The organism is Burkholderia sp. 28_3, from assembly GCF_003253915.1.
Taxonomy (GTDB): domain Bacteria; phylum Pseudomonadota; class Gammaproteobacteria; order Burkholderiales; family Burkholderiaceae; genus Burkholderia; species Burkholderia cenocepacia.
On record NZ_QKZF01000039.1, the window covers coordinates 13,867 to 34,235 of the forward strand.

General features: G+C 62.7%; 17 protein-coding genes and 3 pseudogenes. 12 read left to right on the top strand and 8 right to left on the bottom strand.

What is annotated here, in order from left to right; genetic code table 11:
* Position 1: 1 nt before the first annotated feature.
* The 4 genes from hydA to DFS13_RS37500 all read left to right on the top strand — a co-directional run bounded on the left by hydA (position 2) and on the right by DFS13_RS37500 (position 4,747).
* A complete protein-coding gene (gene hydA, locus DFS13_RS37485; protein ID WP_006485639.1) occupies positions 2-1,459 on the top strand; it encodes a dihydropyrimidinase in 1,458 nt (485 codons plus the stop codon).
* Between the two features lie 248 nt (positions 1,460-1,707).
* Positions 1,708-2,982 (top strand): NupC/NupG family nucleoside CNT transporter, encoded by a 1,275-nt coding sequence (locus DFS13_RS37490; protein WP_048985671.1) that lies wholly within the window; start codon positions 1,708-1,710, stop codon positions 2,980-2,982.
* A gap of 33 nt (positions 2,983-3,015) precedes the next feature.
* A complete protein-coding gene (gene deoA / locus DFS13_RS37495; RefSeq protein WP_048985674.1) occupies positions 3,016-4,332 on the top strand; it encodes a thymidine phosphorylase in 1,317 nt (438 codons plus the stop codon).
* Between the two features lie 25 nt (positions 4,333-4,357).
* Positions 4,358-4,747, top strand: coding sequence for a cytidine deaminase (locus DFS13_RS37500; RefSeq protein WP_006485641.1), 390 nt, complete (start codon positions 4,358-4,360; stop codon positions 4,745-4,747).
* A 33-nt stretch (positions 4,748-4,780) separates the two neighbouring features.
* On the opposite strand, the gene DFS13_RS37505 is transcribed toward DFS13_RS37500, so the two are convergent.
* From DFS13_RS37505 to msrB, 4 genes are all read right to left on the bottom strand, one after another.
* Positions 4,781-5,896, bottom strand: a complete 1,116-nt coding sequence (locus DFS13_RS37505; protein ID WP_034203766.1) for an aromatic ring-hydroxylating dioxygenase subunit alpha — start codon at positions 5,894-5,896, stop codon at positions 4,781-4,783.
* Positions 5,897-6,133: 237 nt separating this feature from the next.
* A complete protein-coding gene (gene msrA, locus DFS13_RS37510) occupies positions 6,134-6,877 on the bottom strand; it encodes a peptide-methionine (S)-S-oxide reductase MsrA (RefSeq protein WP_048985676.1) in 744 nt (247 codons plus the stop codon).
* A 61-nt stretch (positions 6,878-6,938) separates the two neighbouring features.
* Positions 6,939-8,798 (bottom strand): cytochrome c biogenesis protein DipZ, encoded by a 1,860-nt coding sequence (locus tag DFS13_RS37515; RefSeq protein ID WP_111442852.1) that lies wholly within the window; start codon positions 8,796-8,798, stop codon positions 6,939-6,941.
* A 31-nt stretch (positions 8,799-8,829) separates the two neighbouring features.
* Positions 8,830-9,360: a peptide-methionine (R)-S-oxide reductase MsrB gene (gene msrB / locus DFS13_RS37520; RefSeq protein WP_058903762.1), complete on the bottom strand. Its 531-nt coding sequence runs from the start codon at positions 9,358-9,360 to the stop codon at positions 8,830-8,832.
* A gap of 301 nt (positions 9,361-9,661) precedes the next feature.
* Here msrB and DFS13_RS37525 point away from each other — a divergent pair, with 301 nt between their 5' ends.
* Complete coding sequence (locus DFS13_RS37525; RefSeq protein ID WP_181461640.1) at positions 9,662-11,029, top strand: site-specific integrase; 1,368 nt, start codon at positions 9,662-9,664, stop codon at positions 11,027-11,029.
* Positions 11,030-11,152: 123 nt separating this feature from the next.
* Here the strand turns inward: DFS13_RS37525 and DFS13_RS40515 are convergent, their stop codons facing one another.
* A complete protein-coding gene (locus DFS13_RS40515) occupies positions 11,153-11,311 on the bottom strand; it encodes a hypothetical protein (protein WP_166677957.1) in 159 nt (52 codons plus the stop codon).
* Here DFS13_RS40515 and DFS13_RS37530 point away from each other — a divergent pair.
* Positions 11,288-11,554 (top strand): annotated as a pseudogene (locus DFS13_RS37530) (transposase); the annotation flags it as partial. The gene DFS13_RS40515 and the pseudogene DFS13_RS37530 overlap by 24 nt on opposite strands.
* A 710-nt stretch (positions 11,555-12,264) precedes the next feature.
* A complete protein-coding gene (locus DFS13_RS37535) occupies positions 12,265-13,050 on the top strand; it encodes a helix-turn-helix domain-containing protein (protein WP_059623622.1) in 786 nt (261 codons plus the stop codon).
* A gap of 290 nt (positions 13,051-13,340) precedes the next feature.
* Here the strand turns inward: DFS13_RS37535 and DFS13_RS37540 are convergent, their stop codons facing one another.
* Together DFS13_RS37540 and DFS13_RS37545 are read right to left on the bottom strand one after the other, a co-directional pair.
* Positions 13,341-14,114, bottom strand: a complete 774-nt coding sequence (locus DFS13_RS37540) for an IclR family transcriptional regulator (protein ID WP_059623624.1) — start codon at positions 14,112-14,114, stop codon at positions 13,341-13,343.
* Positions 14,115-14,326: 212 nt separating this feature from the next.
* Positions 14,327-14,743 (bottom strand): annotated as a pseudogene (locus DFS13_RS37545) (transposase domain-containing protein); the annotation flags it as partial.
* 300 nt (positions 14,744-15,043) lie between these two features.
* On the opposite strand from DFS13_RS37545, the pseudogene DFS13_RS41265 reads away from it, so the two are divergent.
* Positions 15,044-15,271 (top strand): annotated as a pseudogene (locus DFS13_RS41265) (hypothetical protein); the annotation flags it as partial.
* Here the strand turns inward: DFS13_RS41265 and DFS13_RS37555 are convergent.
* The gene (locus tag DFS13_RS37555; RefSeq protein WP_111442854.1) at positions 15,252-16,208 is read right to left on the bottom strand and encodes an NmrA family NAD(P)-binding protein; all 957 of its coding nucleotides are present in this window, start codon (positions 16,206-16,208) and stop codon (positions 15,252-15,254) included. The pseudogene DFS13_RS41265 and the gene DFS13_RS37555 sit on opposite strands and share 20 nt — an antisense overlap.
* A gap of 358 nt (positions 16,209-16,566) precedes the next feature.
* Between DFS13_RS37555 and DFS13_RS37560 the strand changes: the two genes are divergently transcribed.
* The 4 genes from DFS13_RS37560 to DFS13_RS37575 all read left to right on the top strand — a co-directional run bounded on the left by DFS13_RS37560 (position 16,567) and on the right by DFS13_RS37575 (position 20,317).
* Positions 16,567-17,577, top strand: a complete 1,011-nt coding sequence (locus DFS13_RS37560; RefSeq protein ID WP_111442855.1) for a 2Fe-2S iron-sulfur cluster binding domain-containing protein — start codon at positions 16,567-16,569, stop codon at positions 17,575-17,577.
* A gap of 26 nt (positions 17,578-17,603) precedes the next feature.
* Positions 17,604-19,010, top strand: coding sequence for an aromatic ring-hydroxylating dioxygenase subunit alpha (locus DFS13_RS37565; protein ID WP_059623631.1), 1,407 nt, complete (start codon positions 17,604-17,606; stop codon positions 19,008-19,010).
* The gene (locus DFS13_RS37570) at positions 19,007-19,564 is read left to right on the top strand and encodes a 3-phenylpropionate/cinnamic acid dioxygenase subunit beta (protein WP_208328494.1); all 558 of its coding nucleotides are present in this window, start codon (positions 19,007-19,009) and stop codon (positions 19,562-19,564) included. The genes DFS13_RS37565 and DFS13_RS37570 overlap by 4 nt, the downstream gene beginning before the upstream one ends.
* Before the next feature lie 195 nt (positions 19,565-19,759).
* Positions 19,760-20,317 carry a fumarylacetoacetate hydrolase family protein gene (locus DFS13_RS37575; protein ID WP_111442856.1) on the top strand — a complete coding sequence of 186 codons (558 nt, stop codon included), beginning with the start codon at positions 19,760-19,762 and terminating at the stop codon, positions 20,315-20,317.
* Positions 20,318-20,369: the final 52 nt, after the last annotated feature.

Consider the following 20,369-nt stretch of genomic DNA (forward strand, 5'->3'; position numbering starts at 1 on the left):
AATGGCAATCCTGATTCGTGGCGGCACCGTGGTCGATGCGGACCGTTCCTATCGCGCGGACGTGCTCTGCGCGGACCCGCAGGACGGCGGCACGATCCTGCAGATCGCGGAGCAGATCGATGCGCCGGCCGGCGCGACCGTCGTCGACGCGCACGACCAGTACGTGATGCCGGGCGGCATCGATCCGCATACGCACATGGAGCTGCCGTTCATGGGCACGCGGGCGAGCGACGATTTCTACTCGGGCACGGCCGCCGGGCTGGCGGGCGGCACGACGAGCATCATCGACTTCGTGATTCCGAGCCCGAAGCAGCCGCTGATGGAGGCATTCCACGAATGGCGCGGCTGGGCCGAGAAATCGGCTTCCGATTACGGCTTTCACGTGGCCGTGACGTGGTGGGACGACAGCGTGCACCGCGACATGGGCACGCTCGTGCGCGAGCATGGCGTGTCGAGCTTCAAGCACTTCATGGCGTACAAGAACGCGATCATGGCCGACGACGAGATCCTCGTGAACAGCTTCACGCGTTCGCTCGAACTCGGCGCGCTGCCGACCGTGCACGCGGAGAACGGCGAGCTCGTGTTCCAGCTGCAAAAGGCGCTGCTCGCGCGCGGGATGACGGGGCCGGAGGCGCATCCGCTGTCGCGGCCGCCGGAGGTGGAAGGCGAGGCCGCGAACCGCGCGATCCGCATCGCGCAGGTGCTCGGCGTGCCCGTGTATATCGTGCACGTGTCGGCGAAGGATGCGGTCGACGTGATCACGCGCGCGCGCAGCGAAGGGCTGCGCGTGTTCGGCGAAGTGCTGCCGGGCCACCTGGTGATCGACGAGGCCGTCTATCGCGATCCGGACTGGACGCGCGCGGCGGCCCACGTGATGAGCCCGCCGTTCCGCTCCGCCGAGCATCGCGAGGCGCTGTGGCGCGGGCTGCAGTCGGGGCAGCTGCATACGACGGCGACCGATCACTGCGTGTTCTGCGCATCGCAGAAGGCGATGGGCCGCAACGATTTCACGAAGATCCCGAACGGCTGCGGCGGCGTCGAGGATCGCATGTCGGTGCTGTGGCATCACGGCGTGAATCATGGCCGCATCACGCCGAACGAGTTCGTGCGGATCACGTCGACGAACGCCGCGCAGATCTTCAACCTGTATCCGCGCAAGGGCGCCGTGCAGGTCGGCGCCGATGCCGACCTCGTCGTATGGGACCCGGCCGCGACGAAGACGATCTCGGTGAACACGCATCACCAGCAGGTCGACTTCAACGTGTTCGAGGGGATGACCGTGCAGGGCGTCGCGACGCACACGCTCACGCGCGGCGCACTCGCCTGGGCCGACGGTGAATTGCGCGCGGTGCGCGGCGCGGGCCGTTACCTGAAGCGCCCGCCCGGTGCCGGCTACTACGAGGCCGCGCGGATCGCGAACCGGCTGCGCGAACCCCATCCGGTCGAACGCGCGGGTTGAGCGATGCGTGGCAGGCGGGGCGTGTCCGTTCGAACGGCGCGCCCCGCGCGCGTTTTCGCGAGGTAGGTAGAACAACTGATCAAGTCGTCGAAGCACGAAAAAAGAAACGATCGACGCCATTGGTCGCGGCGATTTTGGCGACGTTGCCGGCGTGCATATCGAGCGAGTAACATCCACCAACCCGATCACGCGGGTCGCGGGCACGGGCCGCCCGCCGGACAGTTCAAATAGTGAGAAAGGAGCACAAGGTGGATATTCTGCGCAGTCTCCTCGGTATGCTGTTTCTGTTGCTGGTCGCGTATCTGCTGTCGAACAACCGCCGCGCGGTCAGTGGGCGGACCATGATCGCCGCGCTGCTCACGCAGTTCGCGATCGGCGCGCTCGTGCTGTTCGTGCCGTCGGGTCGCGCGGCGCTGGCCGCGGCCGCGAACGGCGTCAACCGCGTGCTCGACATGGGCAATCACGGCATCGCGTTCGTGTTCGGCGGTCTGGTCGACGCGCGGATGTTCCAGTTGTTCGGCGACGGCGGGTTCGTGTTCGGCCTGCGCGTGCTGCCGATGATCATCTTCGTCACCGCGCTGATCTCGGTGCTGTACTACATCGGCGTGATGAAGTGGATCGTCGCGATCCTCGGTGCGGGGCTCGCCAAGGTGCTCGGCGTGAGCCGCATCGAGGCGTGTTCGGCCGTCGCGACGATCTTCCTCGGGCAAAGCGAGATGCCCGCGCTCGTGAAGCCGTTCGTGCGCAACATGACGAGCGCCGAGATCTTCACGGTGATGGCGAGCGGGATGGCATCGGTCGCGGGCTCGGTGCTGGTCGGATATGCCGGCCTCGGCGTGAAGATGGAGTACCTGCTCGCCGCGTCGTTCATGGCGGTGCCGGGCGGGCTGCTGTTCGGCAAGCTGCTGTTTCCGACCGTCGAACCGAGCCGCGTGGTGGTCGACGGTCTCGATTTCGACGACAAGCGCGCCGCCAACGTGATCGAGGCGGCCGCCTCCGGTGCATCGGTCGGGCTGCGCATCGCGATCAACGTCGGCGCAATGCTGATCGCGTTCGTCGGGCTCATCGCGCTGATGAACCTGATCGTCGGTGGCGCGGCCGCGTTCGTGGGCTTTCCGCAGGTCACGCTGGTCGGCATCATCGGCCACCTGTTCGCGCCGCTCGCGTGGATCATCGGCGTGCCGTGGCACGATGCGGCGCTGGCCGGCAACTTCATCGGCGAGAAGCTGATCTTCAACGAATTCGTCGCGTACGGCGACCTGTCGCCGTACCTGAAGGGCGGCGCGCATGCGGCGGCGGCCGGCCTGCAGGTGCTCGACCCGAAGACGCTCGCGATCGTGTCGTTCGCGCTGTGCGGCTTCGCGAACTTCTCGTCGATCGCGATTCTCGCCGGCGGCTTCAGCGCGGTCGCGCCCGAGCGCCGCTCGGACGTCGCGCGCCTCGGCTTGCGCGCGCTGACGGCGGCGACGCTGTCGAACCTGATGAGCGCGGCGATTGCCGGCCTGTTTTTCTCGCTGCATTGACAGTAGACTCCGACCGATCGAAGCGAGGCAACGATGTTTCTACCGCAGGAATTCATTCGCAGGAAGCGCGACGGGCAGCCGCTCGATCGCGACGGGATGGCCGCGTTCGTGCGCGGCGTGACCGACGGCAGCGTGACCGAGGGCCAGGTGGCCGCGTTCGCGATGGCCGTGTATTTCAACGACCTGAGCACCGACGAGCGCGTCGCGCTGACGCTCGCGCAGCGCGATTCGGGCGACGTGCTCGACTGGCGCGCGCTCGATCTCGACGGGCCGGTGATCGACAAGCATTCGACGGGCGGCGTCGGCGACGTCGTGTCGCTGATGCTCGGGCCGATGGTGGCCGCGTGCGGCGGCTACGTGCCGATGATCTCGGGGCGCGGGCTCGGTCACACCGGCGGCACGCTCGACAAGCTCAGCGCGATTCCCGGTTACGACGTGATGCCCGCCACGGACGCGTTTCGTCGCACGGTGCGCGAGGTCGGCGTCGCGATCATCGGGCAGACCGCGCGGCTCGCGCCGGCCGACAAGCGCATCTATGCGATCCGCGACGTGACGGCGACCGTCGAATCGGTCGCGATGATCACCGCGTCGATCCTGTCGAAGAAACTCGCGGCCGGGCTCGACGGGCTCGTGATGGACGTCAAGGTCGGCTCCGGCGCGTTCATGCCGACCGCGGAGAAATCGGCGGAACTGGCCCGCAGCATCGTCGACGTCGGCAACGGCGCCGGCATGAAGACGACTGCGATCCTCACCGACATGAACCAGTCGCTCGCGCCGTGCGCGGGCAACGCGCTCGAGGTTGCGTGCGCGATCGACTACCTGACCGGCAAGTCGCGTCCCGCGCGGTTGCACGACGTGACGATGGCGTTGTCGGCCGAGTTGCTCGTGACCGGCGGGCTGGCGCGCGACGTCGGCCACGCGCGCGAGAAGCTGCAGCAGGCGCTCGATTCGGGCGCGGCGGCCGAGCGTTTCGCGCGCATGGTCGTCGCGCTCGGTGGCCCCGCCGACCTGCTCGACGCGCCCGCACGGCATCTGGCGCGCGCGGCGGTGATCGTGCCGGTTCCGGCGCCCGCGAGCGGCGTGGTGCAGCGCGTCGATTGCCGCGCGCTCGGGCTGGCGGTGGTCGCGCTCGGCGGCGGCCGTACGCGCGCGGAGGATGCGATCGACGTCAGCGTCGGCCTGTCGGCGCTCGTGGAGATCGGGCAACGCGTCGAAGCGGGCGAGCCGCTCGGTTTCGTGCACGCCCGTGACGAAGCGACCGCGGCGCATGCGGCGGACGCGATTCGCCGCGGCTACGTGCTCGGCGACACGGGCGAAGTGCCGCCGACCCTTTACCAGCGGGTCGACTGACCCTGCTCCCGGAGGCCTCACCACGATGGAACGAGACGAACTGATCGAACAGGCGAAGGCGGCGCGCGAGCGCGCGTATGCGCCGTACTCGCGCTTCAAGGTCGGCGCGGCGCTGCAGGCGCGCGACGGCACGGTTTTCCACGGCTGCAACGTCGAGAACGCGTCGTACGGACTGTGCAATTGCGCGGAACGCACGGCGTTGTTCGCGGCGATCGCCGCCGGCTATCGGCCCGGGGATTTCGCGCGGCTCGCGGTCGTCGGCGACACGGACGGCCCGATCGCGCCGTGCGGCGCGTGTCGTCAGGTGATCATCGAGATCGGCAAGCCCGACATCGAAGTGATCCTGACCAACCTGAAAGGGGCCGTCGAGATCACGACGGCCCGCGCGTTGCTGCCGGGCGCGTTCATGCTGTAACCACACGCGCCGCGGCGAGATGCGCGCGTCGCCTCATGCGCTGTCACGCGCGTCGCGGATCGGGATCACGGTGCGCGCGCCGCACTGGCGCAGCAGGTCGCGCAGCTCGTTGATGACCGGGAACACCTCGTGATTCCAGTCGGCGCCCTGCTGGTCATGCGCTTCCTGCTCTCGTTCGACGATCCAGCGATCCTCGCGGAAGATGCGCTCGGTGAACCATACGAGCAGCGGCCACGCGAGATCGAGCGCGAACGGGATGCCGGGCTTGTGGATCGACAGCAGCCCGAACGTGCGGTTGGTGCGCTGCTCGGCGTCGAGCGGCACGTAGACGATCCACAGGTCCATCACGAGCGTGCCTTCGCTCGACCGGATCCGCAGCGTCTGGTACGGATACTCGGTGCGCACCGTCATCACGCTCTTGTTGGCCTGGTCGCCGGGCTTCTTGCTCGAACCGAACACGAGCGCCTCGCCGACCGGCTGCTTGCCTTCCATCCGCGCGAACGTGTAGTCGACCTCGACCCAGTCGTCGCCGCGGCGGCGGCCCACGGAGCGTGCGCGCATCTGGCCCATCTGCTTGCGGTGCAGGAACTGATGGTTCATGTCCATCAGGTTCTCGTGCATGAACGAATAGTGGCACTTGACTTCGCGGCCGAAGCGGCGTGTCTTGAACGCTCGATCGTCCGCCGATTCGAGCGCGGGGAACGGCCGTGCCTCGGCGAGCGTGGCGTCTCCCGGGAACACGAAGATCAGCCCGTGCGCCTCGCGGCACGGATACGCGCGCACGCCGTTGGGCAAGCGTTCGCGGCCGAGGTAGGGCACGTCGACACAGCGGCCGCTGTCGCACGCGTAGGTCCAGCCGTGATAGCAGCAGCGCAGCGTTTCGCCGCTCACGACGCCTGCGTGCAGCGGCACCTGGCGGTGCGCGCAACGATCTTCGAGCGCATACACGGCGCCCGATTCGGTGCGCACGAGCACGATCGGATCGCCGGCGAAGCGCACGCCGAGCGTCTTGCCGCGCTTGAGCTCACGCGACCACGCGAGCGGGTACCAGTGATCGGGGTGAATGGGCACGCGGCGCAGGTCGCGCACGACCGCGCCGGTGGACGGTTCTTCGAGGGTATTGCTGTCAGGCAAAGGCACTGCGCGCATGCGTGACGCCTCCTGGCTGGGCGGGTGGTCCGGATGCCGCATCATGCGGCGAGGATCAGGAGAAGTCTACGCGAAGTTGCCGGCCGCGGCGGACGCGATGCGGGTTTGCCCCGGCGTCGCGTCCGCCGATTCGTTGATGCGGCGCAAAGCGGCCGCTGCCGGCGCCTGGCGTGGCGGGCCGGCCCGGCTGTGCGGCGGGCGGCCTCCCGTCGCGCGGCAGGGTGAGTGACACGCGGCTCACAAGCGCGCTTCGCGCCACAGCACCGCGTCGGCACGGTACAGCGCCGGGAAGCGCTGCTTCAGCCCGGCGACCTTCGGCAGGTCGTTGAACGCGATATACGGCGCATCCGGATGCAGTTCGAGGTAGTTCTGATGATAGGCCTCGGCCGGATAGAACCCCTTGTAGGCTTCCACGCGCGTGACCACGGGCGCCGGAAACACATGCGCGCTGCCGAGCTGCGCGATGTACGCGGTCGCGACCGCGCGTTGCTGCGCGGTGGTCGGGAAGATCGCGGACCGGTACTGCGAGCCTTCGTCGGGGCCCTGCCGGTTCAGCTCGGTCGGGTCGTGCGCGACCGAGAAGAACACCTGCAGCAGCCGGCCGTACGTGATCTGCGTTGGGTCGTAGACGATCCGCACCGATTCCGCGTGCCCCGTCAGCCCCGAGCCGACGAGCGCGTAGTGCGCGGTTTCGGACGCGCCTCCCGCATAGCCGGCGGTGACCTGCTTCACGCCCTTCACGTGCTCGAACACGCCCTGCACGCCCCAGAAGCAGCCGCCGGCGAGCACGGCCGTTTCGTCGTGCGACGCGCCGGGCGTTTCGTCGAGCGTCGGTGCGGGCGCGGTGCGCATCGGCTCCGCGGAATTGACGATGCGCTGGTAGCCGAACACGGCGGCGGCTGCCACGGCAACGGCGCCGATGCGGCGCAGCATGGTCGCGCGCCGTCGTGCGGCGGCATCGTGGGTCGGGATCGGGATCATCTCTTGCTCCTTCGGACTGCGTTGAAAAAAGCCGGTGCTCGGAGGGCGGTGGCGCGCGCAATCAACCGAACGTGAACGCGTACGCATCGACGCCCGGATCGAGGAACTCGATCGCGAACGTGCGATCGGCGATCGCGCCCGGCTGCCGGACGAGCTGGTACAGGCGCTGGCCGGTGACGGTGCCGTAGCCTTGCGCATCGACGTCGGCGCCATGCGCGGCCCCGGGCGCCGCGCCGTCGAGCGTCACCCGAAAGCGCACGGGCCGGCCGTTCGCACCGGGGCCGAGCACGAGGTGCAGGTCGCGCGCATGGAAGCGGTAGACGATCCGGCCATCCGGTGCGGCCAGCGACGCGCGTTCGGCGCCGACGTTCCACGTGCCCGCGAGACCCCAGCCGTTGAGATCCGGGGTGCCCGGCGCGTCGTAGCGGTGCGCCGCGTCGCGCACGACGCCGCCCGGCGACGCGAAGCTTTCCGCGCGCGCATAGCCGACATAGGTTTCGGGCGAACGGACGTCCGCGCTGTCGGCGGCGGCGAGCGCACCCTTCGCGGGCGCGCCGGCGAGCCCGAGCGGCACGTTCAGCGCGTCCGGATGGCCGGCTTCGGCGAGCAGCGACTGGATCGCGCGTTCGGACTGTGCGTATTCGCCTTCGCCGAAGTGGTGATGGCGGATCCGCCCTTGCGCGTCGATGAAGTAGTGCGCGGGCCAGTATTCGTTGTTGAATGCGCGCCAGATCGCATAGCCGTTGTCGATCGCGACCGGGTAGTCGATGCCGAGGTCGTGCACGGCCTTCTTCACGTTGCCGATGTCGCGCTCGAACGCGAACTCCGGCGCGTGCACGCCGATCACGACGAGTCCGTACGGCGCGTACTTGCGTGCCCAGGCGGTCGTGTACGGCAGCGTGCGCAGGCAGTTGATGCACGAATACGTCCAGAAATCGACCAGCACGACCTTGCCGCGCAGGCCGGCCGCCGTCAGCGGCGGCGAGTTCAGCCACTGCACCGCGCCGTCGAGCGACGGCAGCGTACCTTCGACGGGCAGCGCGGCCGCGGTCCCGCCGGCCGCGCGCATCATCGCGCTGCCGGCCATTGCAGCGCCGCCGGCCTGCGGGCCATCCGTCGCGGCGGCCATCATCGCGCCGCCCGTCGCGTTGTCGGCGGCGCCGGTCGCGGGCGTTGCCGCCGGCGCGCCGTTCGAGCGCCCGCCGAGGCGGTCGACGAGCTTCGTTTCGAGCCCGCCGGTGGTGACGGTCGACAGCTGCGCCAGGGCGCCGGTGTCGAGGCCGAGCGCGATCGCGCCGACACCGGCCAGCAGCGCCGCGCCGATCCCGCGCCGGATCCATTCGCCGGCGCCGAGCGAGCGCTTCATCGCGGCGAACACCTTGCCGCCGATCACGAGCGCGACGCCGAGCGAGGTCGCCGCGCCGGCCGCATACGCGACGAGCAGCAGCGTCGTGCCGACGCTCGCGCCGCGCAATGCGGCGCCGGTCAGCACGAGACCGAGGATCGGGCCCGCGCACGGCGCCCACAGCAGGCCCGTCGCGACGCCGAGCAGCAGCGACGACGCCGGGCCGGCCGGGCGGCCGTCGCGTTGTGCGAATCCGGTGAGCCGGTTGCCGGCGGCGACCAGCGGGCGCGTCAGGTGTTCCGCGAAGCGCGGCATCAGCAGCGTCAGGCCGAACACCGCGAGCAGCACGATCGCGATCCAGCGGCCGGCCTGGTTGGCCTGCGCGACCCAGCCGCCGCCGACGGCGGCGAGCGTCGCGACGACGGCGAACGTGAGCGCCATGCCGGCGAGCAGCGGCAGGCCGGTGCGCACGAACGGCTGGTCGGCGCGCGCGAACACGAACGGCAGCACGGGCAGGATGCACGGGCTCAGGATCGTGAGCACGCCGCCGAGATAGGCAAGGACGATGAGCAGCATGATGCGTTCTCCAGTCGGTCGGGGGGCCGGATCAGGCGGCAGCCGGGTGGAAGGCGAGCGCGACGCCGTTCATGCAGTAGCGCAGGCCGGTCGGCGCCGGGCCGTCGTCGAACACATGGCCGAGATGGCCGCCGCAGCGGCGGCAGTGCACTTCGGTGCGGACCATCCCGAACGACGCGTCGGTGTCGGTGCCGACCGCGTGGTCGAGCGGTTTCCAGAAGCTCGGCCAGCCCGTATGGCTGTCGAACTTGGTGGCCGACGAGAACAGCGCGAGGTCGCAGCCGGCGCACGCGAACGTGCCGGGCCGGTGCTCGGCGTTCAGCGGGCTGCTGTACGGCCGCTCGGTGCCGGCTTCGCGCAGGACCGTGTATTGGGCGGGCGTGAGCCGGCGATGCCATTCGGCGTCGCTGAGCGTGATCTCGAACGGGGCGGCCTTGGGCGAGCCGGCGGGCGGCGCGGCGAGCGCGCGGCCGACCAGCGCGCGGCGGCCGGCGGACGACAGCGCCGCGAGCGCGGCGAGACCGGTGGCGCCGGCGAACAGCAGATGTCTGCGGGTGGGCATGATGGGCTCCTGGAAGCAGGTCCTGAAAACATGCGCCCATCGTAGGCAGCGGCCGGTGTCGAAGTCCTCACGGAAAGTTAAATGAATTGTGATTGTTTTTTGGGGAATCCGGCCAGGTCCGGTGAAATCCTTCAAGGCCCGGTCTGACAAGGGTTTGCCGGGTATTTGTGGTTTGTCCACTTCCGTGGAAATCCCGCACGAGCCGCAACTTTTTAGTGTTTTTTTAGTGTTTGCGATGTGGAGTAGGCTCTGCGTAGAGATGCGCGGGCCAACCTGGTTGCAATATCAAAGGAGGGCGATCATGGGTGCTCTGACGGTTAGACAAATCGAAGCCGCGAAGGCGACCGGGAAGTTGTATTTCCTCTCGGATGGGCGCGGACTGTTCCTGCGCATCGGCCCGGATGGCTCGAAAACCTGGCTTGTTCGCGTCAGCATCAATGGCAAGCAACACGACAAGCCGCTCGGCAAGGCGTGGGGGCGCATCATGACTGAAGGACGGCTGTCGCTAGAGGAGGCACGCGCAGCCGCGGCGACGATTCGTTCGTATGCGCGCGACGGTGTGGACTATCTCGAAGCGAATAAGCGTGAACGTCAGGCCAAGGTTGAAAAGGCGGCGACAGCGGAACTCACGTTCGGCGATTTGTTCGATACGTGGTTCGCGACCGTCAACAAGAAGCGCGGTAAGAAAGGCCGAAAGGATGGTGGTAGGATGCTTCGAGGTGCGATGGAAAAACATGTGTTGCCGGCTCTCCGTACACACAAGATTGCAGGCGTGTTTGCGTCGAACGTTCTGCCGTTGCTTACCGCGATTTCCGACGCGGGATACAACCGGCGCTCGGTCGAGGTGTTGGGGGCCGTCCAGCAAATGATTCGATGGGGCGAGCGCAACCAGCCGTGGAAACGCTTGCTCATCGATTGTGATGTGCTCGCGCTCGCAAAAGAGGATGTCGTTGCAGGTGATTACGACCCGGTACGTGACAACGAACGCCATCGCACGCTGTCGGACGACGAAATTCGCTCGCTGGGTGAACTTATGCCGGCTGCACGGCTTCCGCGATCCATTGAGTCAGCGGTATGGGTGATGCTTGCTTGCGGAACGCGCGTCGGTGAAACACTCGTGGCTCGATGGGCTGATCTTGACTTCAAGGCGCGGACATGGACGATTCCAAAGGAACGTACAAAGTCAAGCGCGGCGATTACGATTCATCTTTCAGATTTCGTCCTTGCGCAGTTTGCGGCACAGCACATTGTGCGCGCTGGATTGCTCGAGGACGACGTGCGTCGCGAATACGTATTTCCGTCGCAACAAGGCAAGATTCCGCACGTCACTATCCACACAACGTGCAAGGCGATCCGTGACCGGCAACGCGGGAAGGGTGCATCGACCGAAGGTCGCACGACAGCAACGGATACGCTTATTGTCTCGGGTGGTCAATGGAAATGCCATGACCTGCGTCGTACCTGCGGAACGATGATGCAGTCGCTTGGTATTGCTGAGAGCATCGTGCATCGATGTCTGAATCACGCGCGTAACGATCCGCTTGATCGGATCTATCTGCAGTTCAACTACGACGAGCAGATGCGCGATGCATGGAGACGATGGGGCGACCGTCTGTCGGAATTACTGGGCGAAGATACTAGAAACGTACGCTTCCTGTTCAAATCATAATCCGCGGCCTCAATCAAACCAGGCATTCATATCCGGCCGACTGGCAGCTTATCGGCCAGTATCTATCTAGTGCCGAACCGGATTTGCTTTATCCACCGGTCGCTTGCCGTCGGTGGGGTAAGGTCAGTCGGAGCCGCGCATTACGTACGCGAGCTCGTCGATTGTCCGCACGCCGTGAAACGATTCGGCTGCCAGCATGAAGCGAGCGGCGACGTATGCGCTGCCCGCGAGCGCTATCCCGAACGGCTCGTCGTAGAACTGCAGCGACGCTATCGACAACACGTACGGCGCCAGATCCGGGCGTGGCTGAACGAAGCAATGTCGAAGATGAACGCGAAGTTCTCGGCGATGTACGAAGTCGACGTGAAGGGAGGCCTACCGAGCATCGTGCCTGAGAAACTGATGCGGGCGATGCTGTTGCAGGTGCTGTACAGCATCCGCAGCGAGCGGCAACTGGTCGAGCAGATCTCGTACAACCTGCTGTTCCAGTGGTTCGTAGGCCTGTCGATCGAGGATGCGGTTTGGAACCACTCGGCTAACGCTGTTATTTTGACCGGTTATATTGAAATCCCGTGGCATCAAACAGGCAAATCAAGAAATATGCGAACGATGAGAACGCTGGGCCCGTTTGGGAGCGTGTCCGCCGGGCTTATTCGGACCGCCGTTGAGGTTAAGCATGGGGGCTGTCCCAAGCTTCTACATAGCGCTGTTGCGCTGAATGATCTCCCAGAGGGCACTGCGTTGCGATCATTGGAATTTTCCTCGTCCAGTACGCTATACCCGAACTGTGGCGGACGTATCAACGCTGAACGCCGGAGCCATTGCCTCAGAAGTCCACCAGGAGGTCGTCGATGTTTCGGTAAACTTGCCTGCGTCGTGATTGGGCGAACCCCAAACAAAAAGCGCTTCTTGCCTTTCGCCAGACGAATTGTGTGATGCGGATGCTGAGCGTCCAGCTCAATGCTGGGGTGGGGGGCGCTTGCCCGGTCCGCAGGTTGCTGCAATGACAGGTGCGCCGGTTGTCCGGTGTGTGGATCGTAACCAACCGGATATTGATACTTTCGGAGAGCGGCGCCGTGAGCTGGGTTGGGGCTTATACCAACATGATGGCCGCCAGATGGACATCAAAATCAGAAAATGCTAGCTTGTGACGTGACAGACTTGTGGAAGATTTGGCGTCCGAAGGCATGTTTCTGTCATCGTGGAGCACATAAGTGTATTCGTGGAGATATGTGATGAGTGATGCCACCATTCGAAGCTTCCTGCGTGGTTTGGACGTCCTGAAGGCTCTGAATACTACCAACTACCTGACGGCGCTAGAGCTGAGCCGCGCCGCGTCGCTGCCAAGGCCGACTGTCTACCGGGTGTTGGAGACGCTGATGCAAGCCGGTTATGTCGTTCGCGATGAGGTCACCGACGTCTACAGTCTGACCGAAAAGGTCACTGCTCTGTCTTGCGGCTATGGGCGGAGCGCACATGTGATCGAACTAGCAAAGCCGTTGGTCAAGGAATTCAGTGAAGAAATCTGCTGGCCTTCTTACCTTCACGTACGCGAAGAAGGGGAGATGGTCACGCGGGCCATCTTTCGCTCGCCTCGCGCACTGACCTATCCGAGGATCGGGAAGCGCCATTCACTCGCAGGGAGTGCCCCGGGACGAGCGTATCTTTCGTCTTTGCCTACGGAGGAGCGGCAGCGATGGTTGGTGGTTCCCGGCGCGGCGGCGCGCGACGCGACTGCTCAGCAGTGGGATCTCAATCAAATGAACAGCCTCATTCGTGATGCGGCCCTTCTTGGCTGCGGATTTCGGGAGGGTGGCATCGTTCCACGGACGTGCTCGATATCGGTTCCTATCCGCAACGGAAACGACGCCGCAGTCTACTGGACTATCGTGATGATGAGTTCAGTTCTCACGGTAAACAAGGCGATTTCGAATTACCTTGCGGGGGCGCAGGCCGTTGTAGAGAAAGTCGAGCGGATGGTACGCTCGACTGATCGGCAATTGGCCCCCGAACTCCATTGAGAAATTCAGTGAGTTGAGCTTTGCTGGTTGTACTGGTTAGTTGTTCAAGCCCATTACACGACTCAGTCGCGCTTCTTTGCATGCGCGGAGGTGGAATTCCGGACGTCCTTCCGGCGCATGATCGAATACAAGTTTCGAAGGCGAAGGCACGCCTGTGACATCTAGATGCAATACATCTGAGGATACTGGCGCCGGTCTTTAGTCGGCTGTTGCGACTCACCCTTGAATTGAATTCGGTGAAAGCGTTAGAGCGCCTTCAAGAGGGCAGCCTGTAGTCACCGCCCTTGATGTCAAACTTGCTCAACGAGCGATTGGAATCCGATCGTCCGTGAAAGGTGTGCGGCCTCGGTCATAAGCAGGGTCGAAAAGTGCTCCAGCTTTTTCGCATCAAACCGAACGCTTGGCCCGTACAAAGCGAGGGAGCCGGCAACACCGCCGGACGCGTCAAAGAAGGGTGCGGCGATGCTCGTGGCTCCTTGGATTTGCTCGTCTTGACTGATCGCGTAGCCAAGTGTCCTGGCTTTTTTGAGTTCCTTAACAAAGGCTACTAGGTCTAAATCCGTGTTCAGGGTCATTTGTCTCAATTGGCGGGGTTCCAAGGACGAATGAGCCAAAATTACTTTTCCGCTCGCGCCGAGTGCGATCCTATCCTGGAAACCTACGCCCCTACGAAAACTGAGTGGCTGACCACTCGGAATCTCGGCGATACATATCCGATACCCTCCTTGCCGGACATAAAGCCCCACTGTTTCGTCGGTTACTTCCCACACCCTCCGTATCATCGGCATCGCCGCAGCTGCCGGGTCATTGCTGGATGCCCACACGTGAGCAAGCCGAGCGACAGACGGCCCTAGTCGAAACCTCTGCGGGTCTCCGCACGATACCAGGAACCCGCGCGCCTCCAGCGTGTATAGCAGCCTGTAGAGCGTGGGACGGCTCAAGCTAACGCGCTTCAACAATTCGGTCGGCGAGAGCTCGAAATCGGCAGGACTGAACGCCAAGAGGACTTCCAGCGCTCGTCCCACGGCTCGAACGCTTTCGTTGCCTTTTTCCGTATTGGTCATCTTTTCCTCTTACTTATCCGTCATCGGCGATATCCACCACTCAAACATCGCGTCCGCCAGTTGGATTGAATCCGTCATGGTGAAATGTAGCCTGTGACCATCACCGAATGGAAGCGAATCGTCCAAATTCGACAAATATGTTCGCATGGCGGACATTGCGTAAGCACTCGCCCAGCACCGTAGCGTAGGTCGTTGACGACGGGAGCGCGATGCTATCGGATGGGTTCGACGTGGGCAGTAGACGGCAGCGCCGACGCCACGTTCCACGGCAACAACTCGTCGATGCGGTTGATCGGATGGTCAGCGATGCGCTCGAGAACATAGGCGAGATATGCCTCGGGATCGAGGCCGTTCAAGCGCGCCGGGCCGATCAAGCTATACATCGCGGCAGCACGTTCGTCACCGGAGTCGGCGCCGGCGAACAAGTAATTCCGTCTGCCGAGGGCGACGCCGCGCAGCACTCGCTCGGCGATCAGGTTGTCGATTTCCGGGCGCCCGTCGCTGCAGTAGTAAATGAGCGTCGGCCAGCGATTCAGCGAATACTGAATCGCCTTGGTTGTGTCGGATTTTGCAGAGAGCGTCGCGAGCGTTGCTTCACCCGGTCGATGACCTCGCGCCCGTACTTGACGACGACGTGGAACAGGTCGAAATTTGGAACATGGATTTGTTGCAGATTCACTGTTCGATGTGGGACGCTTTGGACTCTGACCGTCGTTGACAACTACACATGGGAATGTTTGAGCCACCGAGGCCGGACAAATTCTGAAGGGCAGCATGTGGTCCAAGCGCCGACGTGTATTACTGGCATGCGCGGACACCGCGCCATGATCAAGGTCGACAAATGCAGCGAGCTCATCTCGAAGGCAATGGATCGCTGAGCCTACGAACATGGAGTTGAACAGGAATTCAGCCCGCCGGACACGCCCACTGACAACGCCACGGTCGAAAGCTTCAACAGGCGCTTCCGTCAGGAAAGTCCGTCCATCGGGCTTCAACAACTAATTCGTGATTACGGGCGTGAAAATCAGATGGTCGCGGAGATGGTCGTTGCCAACCACCGCGAGCGATCAAAGTCCCCTCATTTTCTGTCAAGAATTCACGGGAGAGTGCGAGCAATAGTGGCTCGCACTCCTGCGATCAAGACTTTGTCGAGCTAGCCGCAACGGGTGAAAGGCTGGCGGCGTTGGCACGAATCCATGAGCGCAGCGTAGCGGGCGTGCGTTTCAGTAGCATGCCGAGGGAACTCGAAGTACATACGGCCAACTCGTGTAATTGTTCGAAGCGATAGAATTCCAAGTAGTAGTCTGCGCCTTTGGGCCCGAAGAGCTGTTTGTACCTCGGGCCTACCGTCTCCAGCCATCGTGTGATGCTGTCGTCATAGGCTATCGGATAGTGCAGGACATCGCTCAGAATTTCGGCGACTTGCTTGAACGTGAAGATGTCCTGACCACTCTCGACATTGAAGTACTGGCCGGCATAGCGACTATCCTCGCTGAGGATGATACGGGCCGCCGCTTCACCGACCTCCGCCGGGTCGGCCCAAGCTACTCGACGCTCGTATGGCATGAGCAGCGCTGCTTGCTCCCTGATCGGGCCACCCCAGCGCAACAGATCATCCATTAGATACGCGCTCATGTTGAGATATGTGACCGGGAGGCCGCTGGCATCGAGGATTTGGCGAGCTAGCAAGTGTTGCGTGGCGGTACCCCCACCAAAATCGCGCAACTCTGGGGTGAGGTTGGCCGGCGTGACGTTAGGTAGATTTCCGACAATGCGGACGATGGTGCGCAGGTTTTTCGACTGCCGCGCGCCATTGACCAAATTGGTCATTGCGCGCTCCTCGTCGAGAAAGTCCGGTGTAACAACGAATACTGCAGTGACGTCAGCAAGAGCCTCGGCCATCGACGAAGCATCTAAATAATTTGCCGAAATCAACTCCGCCTTAGGGAATTGCTGTGCAAGCGATCGCTTGCTGGTGTCGCTACGCGTGGCGAGGCGAAGTAAGGTTTGAGGTGAGCGGTAGTTGATCCAACGTGCAACTGGTAGGCCGAGATGTCCGGCCGCACCGAATATCAGTACGCGATTAGCTGTCATGGGATTCCTTTCGTGGACTCTGAACAATCCGAACTCTTGGCTCAGAAGTTGGATAGAGATTTGGCCGAGGTGTGTCGCTTGGCAAGCGCAAATACTACTGCGACGGGGCTACCAGTCTGCGCGCCTGGGCATCCGCTACACCGAAGCGCACCTATATAAGCGCCAGACCCTATCTATCTCGGGTCGTCATCCGAAATCTAACGCTCCACTCATACGGGCTTATCGCGAACGTGTGACATGTCCGAACTGCGGACATCTGCAGCATCGGTTCGGCTGCGACCCGGCACATCGCTATGCTTTGAGACATCGGTCCGAAGGGCGGACAAAAGTTTCATCTCAATGAGTTCCGGGTCTCAATATGTCGATCCCAATCCAGCTTGTCTTTTCCGACGGGCAAACCAACACGCTCTTGCTCGAAGAAGGGGCAAGCATTTTGGCTGGGGCTCGCGATTGCGGGCTTTCCTTGCTCGTGGACTGTGAGCAAGGAAACTGTGGGACTTGTCAGGCGCAGGTGTCTCGCGGTTCAGTCGATATGGACGAGTTCAGCCCCTATGTCCTCTCCGAATCCGAACGCGCCGGCGGCGTTGTGCTCGTCTGCCGGGCGAAGACGACGCAGCCTGCCGTCATCGAGCTGCCTTACTCCGGTGATGACGCGCTTGCCGCTTCCGCGCCCGGATGCCTGGCAATTGTTGAAAGCATGAAACCGGTAGCCGAGGACACGATTTGCTTGACGTTGCTGACGGAGGAGGTGGTCTCGTTCCTGCCAGGTCAGTACGTCAACATCGCACCCAAAGGTGGAGCCTTTGAGCGATCGTTTTCGATGGCGAATGCCCCAGGCTCGAAGCGACTGGAGTTCTATATCGCATTGCGATCTAACGGGCAGTTTTCCAACTGGTTGACTTCGGAAGCGCGGGCTGGAGATAGCGTCAATCTAGGCGCGCCGCGCGGCACATTCTATCTGCGTGGGGATGCCGGGCCGAAGGTGATGGTGGCTGGTGGAACGGGACTTGCCCCGTTTTTGTCAATGTTGGAACAGATCGCTCAGGACGAGCGCCCTGAGCATCGCTTGGCGCCCGTCATTCTTTTCATCGGCGCACGGCATGAGAGCCAGCTGTTCGAACTGGAGCGAATTGAACACTTCAAGGATCGGCTTGCGAGCCTACAGATCCATGTGTCGTGCGATGACGCAAACCCCGGTTCGTTCTACGGCAAGGGGCGCGTGACGCAACTCTTGGATCGGCTCTCGATCGACCGAACGTCCTCGATCTATGCGTGCGGTCCGCCGCCCATGGTCGACGCCGTCAGAGGCATCCTGAAAACCAAGCAGATTCCAGCCCGACAACTCTTTGCCGAGAAATTCACAGGCTAGCAGTGACTCACGAGGAAACCAGACTCATGAAACAAGACGCACCTTTTGTCCAGTGCATCAGTGCCGACTCGATTGGACGCAGCCGGTTTGCGGAATGCGTGGATCGAGATGCAGGATTGATCAGCCGCGAGATCTTTTCCGATGACGCGGTCTTCAAGGCCGAGCTCGAACGGATCTACACCAGGGCATGGCTCTTCGTAGGCCACGAAAGTCAGGTGAAGAATCCGGGGGATTTTTTCACCTCGCGCATGGGAAACGAGTCGGTCATTCTCTGCCGCGATCAGAAGGGCAAGCTTCATGTCTTCTTGAACACCTGTCGCCATCGCGGCATGAAAGTGTGTCAGTACGACGAGGGCAACACGAAGCAGTTCACGTGTCCGTATCATGCGTGGAGCTATACCACCGAAGGGAAGCTTTTCGGCGTTCCCATGTACGGCTCGCTCTACGAAGAGCACCTCGACAAGGACGCATGGTCGCTGATCGAAGTGGCACAACTCGAGAACTACAACGGAACGATCTGGGCGACTTGGGACAAGGAGGCGCCACAGTTGCTGGAGTACCTCGGCGACGCAAAGGAACACCTGGATCTTGCTATCGATGGCCTTAATGGCGTGCCGGGCGACACGGAGGTGTTCGTGGGTGTCCAAAAATGGATCATTCCGGCGAACTGGAAGATCGGCGCAGAGAACTTTCTGGGCGACACGTACCACAACCCCAGTCACCGCTCCGTAGACGACATTGGGATCGGGCCCAGTGCCCAAGCGGGTAAAAAGGGCCGCCGCGATGACGAGCTCTCTGGTGCACAGCATGTCTGGGTCAACTTCCCGGCGGGGCATGGCGCTCATAGTGCAATTCAGCCGGAGATGCTTCCCTACGCTGAAGCCTACCAAGACAATCCTGAAGTCGAGCAGTATTTCCGGCGTTGTTACGAAGAGCGTCAGCAGCGTCAAGGCGAAAATTCCCGCCTGCTTCCGTTCGTGTGCACGATTTTCCCGAACACCAGCTTCAACGGTCGCCAGCCGCGGTCGATTACCGTGTTTCATCCGCACGGACCCATGCATACGGAAATGTGGCGCTGGTATCTCATCGACAAGGACGCTCCTGCAGAAGTCCGAGACCTGCTCCGCCATTTCTATATGCGGTACCAGGGCCCTGCAGGCATGACCGAACAGGATGACATCGAGAACTGGCAGATGGCCACGGAAGCAAGCGCCGGGGCTATTGCACGGCGCTACCCATACAACTACCAGCAATCGCTGGGACGCGCGGGCTCACACGAGACGCTCGCCGGCAATGTATCGACGCAAATCTCTGAGGAAAATCCGCGAACCTTCTATACGCGGTGGTCGGATTACATGGACGGGAAGCCTTGGGATCATCTGATGGGTGATCACGATCCCGTATTCAGCAGCTTGAAGGAGGGCAAGTCGTGAGCGCAGTCGAGAAATTTGCGATGGACAACAATCAATTGCGCGAACTGACCTGGCAGGCCGAGCGATTTCTTTATCGTGAGGCAGATCTTCTTGACAACCGCCAATACGAGGAATGGCTCGAGATGTTGCATGCCAACCTGGTCTATTTCATGCCGATCCAGCGCAATGCGCGACACAGCGAGCTATCGGAAAGAGAGGCGACGAAGGAAGGGGTCGATATCAGCTGGTTTGAGGAAGGAAAGTGGACGCTTGCCAAGCGTATCGAGCAAATCCGTACCGGTGTGCACTGGGCAGAGGAGCCGGTTTCCAGAATGGCGCATCTGGTGTCGAACATCTACGTTACGTCGGTGAACGAGGTCGAGGAAGATCTGGAAATCGAGGTGTCGAGTCGCATTCTGGTGCGCCAGAACCGAAATCAGTACGAGAACATGATGCTTGCCGCGCGCCGTAAAGACGTGTTGAGTCGTTCTTCCGATGGCTGGAAGCTTCGACGGCGGGAGATCACTCTCACTGAGAACGTGCTTACCGTAAAGATGCTGACTACCTTCCTCTGAACGCGGGTGAGTCTATGCACCCCAGGCATGCGTCATGCGGGCGGCATGTTGCTCCCGTTGAGTGTTCCCCATCAATCGGGACACTTCAGGGCGTACTGGTCGGGGACTCGGGGGCCGTGGCGGAAGTGAATGGAATGGTCGCCGCTGCGACATAGGTCCTCCTGAAGCCCTGGATCATTTTTGAGAATTAGGACGATGAGCGGACCGTTCCTGTTGTTCGATGAACAGCCATATAGCTTGTCGGGCATCGTCTATGGCACGCTGCTGAACCAACGTGACGCACTAGACAGCATTGGTGACGCGGCCTGTCAGCCACCATACAATGCCCGGCCCAAGGCACCTGTGCTTTATGTGAAACCACGTAATACGCTGTCGTACAGCGGCCAGTCGATGCCGATGCCGGAGGAGATTGATGTTCTGCTGCTGCGCGCTACGGTGGGCATTGTGATAAGCCGCCCGGCAAGCCGAGTGACGCCAGTTGAGGCCTTGGCGCACGCGGCTGGCGTGACGTTGATTGCGGACCTGTGCCTGCCACACGAAGGCTTTTATCGTCCGTCGATGCGTTTTGTCGCTCGCGACGGCTCGTGCTTCGTCGGTCCCCGCATTGCACCGCTGTCGATAATCGGTGATCCCGACGCGATATCGATCGCAGTCGAGATCGACCGCGAATACCGGCTGACGACGACTATGGGAGGAATGATCCGTCCGACTGCGGATTTCGGCGATGGTGATCAATCGTTTCGGCGAACGTGATCAGTCTGGAAGGTGGTGTTGCGCGGTCAATGGATTATAGCGACGGTGATCA

Excerpts from the sequence above, each read along its gene's own strand:
- hydA (WP_006485639.1), top strand. The coding sequence starts at position 2 with ATGGCAATCCTGATTCGTGGCGGCACCGTGGTCGATGCGGACCGTTCC.
- deoA (WP_048985674.1), top strand. The coding sequence starts at position 3,016 with ATGTTTCTACCGCAGGAATTCATTCGCAGGAAGCGCGACGGGCAGCCG.
- DFS13_RS37500 (WP_006485641.1), top strand. The coding sequence starts at position 4,358 with ATGGAACGAGACGAACTGATCGAACAGGCGAAGGCGGCGCGCGAGCGC.
- DFS13_RS37505 (WP_034203766.1), bottom strand. The coding sequence starts at position 5,896 with ATGCGCGCAGTGCCTTTGCCTGACAGCAATACCCTCGAAGAACCGTCC.
- msrA (WP_048985676.1), bottom strand. The coding sequence starts at position 6,877 with ATGATCCCGATCCCGACCCACGATGCCGCCGCACGACGGCGCGCGACC.
- DFS13_RS37515 (WP_111442852.1), bottom strand. The coding sequence starts at position 8,798 with ATGCTGCTCATCGTCCTTGCCTATCTCGGCGGCGTGCTCACGATCCTG.
- msrB (WP_058903762.1), bottom strand. The coding sequence starts at position 9,360 with ATGCCCACCCGCAGACATCTGCTGTTCGCCGGCGCCACCGGTCTCGCC.
- DFS13_RS37525 (WP_181461640.1), top strand. The coding sequence starts at position 9,662 with ATGGGTGCTCTGACGGTTAGACAAATCGAAGCCGCGAAGGCGACCGGG.
- DFS13_RS37535 (WP_059623622.1), top strand. The coding sequence starts at position 12,265 with ATGAGTGATGCCACCATTCGAAGCTTCCTGCGTGGTTTGGACGTCCTG.
- DFS13_RS37540 (WP_059623624.1), bottom strand. The coding sequence starts at position 14,114 with ATGACCAATACGGAAAAAGGCAACGAAAGCGTTCGAGCCGTGGGACGA.
- DFS13_RS37555 (WP_111442854.1), bottom strand. The coding sequence starts at position 16,208 with ATGACAGCTAATCGCGTACTGATATTCGGTGCGGCCGGACATCTCGGC.
- DFS13_RS37560 (WP_111442855.1), top strand. The coding sequence starts at position 16,567 with ATGTCGATCCCAATCCAGCTTGTCTTTTCCGACGGGCAAACCAACACG.
- DFS13_RS37565 (WP_059623631.1), top strand. The coding sequence starts at position 17,604 with ATGAAACAAGACGCACCTTTTGTCCAGTGCATCAGTGCCGACTCGATT.
- DFS13_RS37575 (WP_111442856.1), top strand. The coding sequence starts at position 19,760 with ATGAGCGGACCGTTCCTGTTGTTCGATGAACAGCCATATAGCTTGTCG.